This is a genomic window from Protofrankia sp. CiP1_Cm_nod4 (assembly GCF_982290645.1).
The window spans coordinates 6649-7444 of the sequence record NZ_CEVIVC010000006.1 but is presented as its reverse complement, the minus strand read 5'-3'; the positions used below and the strand labels follow the sequence as shown (position 1 = coordinate 7444).

The following is a 796-nucleotide window of genomic DNA, read 5'->3' as shown; positions in this document are numbered from 1 at the left end:
GGGTAAGGACCCGCCAGCCACGTCACGCGCGCTCTCCCCGGGTCCGTGCACGGACCCGGGGAGAGCGCGATCCGATGGCACAGGCCGAAACACGCGCCCGGGCATCACCACGGATGTGCTTCAGGTACGGAGAAGCTGGGAAGGGGAGATGGTCAGCGGGAACGGCGCGGTGACCGTCAGGACCTCGTCACCGTGGACTGCGCCGACCTCGAAGTACTCGGCCCCGGTGAGCGCGAGGGTGGTGATCGAGGGGCTGTCGGCGTCGACGATCCAGTAGTGGGGGACGCCGAGACGGGCGTAGACGTCGCGTTTGAGCAGCCGGTCGATGCCCAGGCTGCTGGGGGAGAGAACCTCGACGACCAGCACCGGGACAGCCAGGTAGCGTTCGCCGCGCACGAGGTCGTCATGGCGGACCACGCACACGTCCGGCTGGACGCTGGTGTGCCGCCCCTTGCGCACATCCGGCGTCGGCCCGAACACGACCAGGTCCGCCGGGTCTTCGCGGTTGACCGCCTCGCGGTTGGCTGCCTCAAGGATGATCGCGAGGTTCAGGCAGGCGCGCTGATGTTCCCAGCGGGGCGCCGGGCTCACCAGGAGCACTCCGTCCACCAGCTCGTAGCGCCGACCGTCGTCGGGCATCTCCTCCAGATCGTCGACGGTGAACCCGTCGTCCCGGATCGGAAGATCCTCGTAGGCGACCGCCATGACCACCATGATGAGCTCCTCTCAGTCACAACGCCAGACTGATCGCCACACACCCTCCGCACCAGACCGTACAACGATCTGTGGATAACCC

At 67.7% G+C, this 796-nt stretch carries 1 protein-coding gene; it reads right to left on the bottom strand.

Annotated elements, in window-relative coordinates; genetic code table 11:
• Positions 1 to 120: 120 nt before the first annotated feature.
• Positions 121 to 714: a Uma2 family endonuclease gene (locus AC5LSR_RS02595; protein ID WP_250286581.1), complete on the bottom strand. Its 594-nt coding sequence runs from the start codon at positions 712 to 714 to the stop codon at positions 121 to 123.
• Positions 715 to 796 lie beyond the last annotated feature (82 nt).

What these genes read in the sequence shown, in the direction of transcription:
- AC5LSR_RS02595 (WP_250286581.1), bottom strand. Translation starts at nt 714, where the DNA reads ATGGTGGTCATGGCGGTCGCCTACGAGGATCTTCCGATCCGGGACGAC.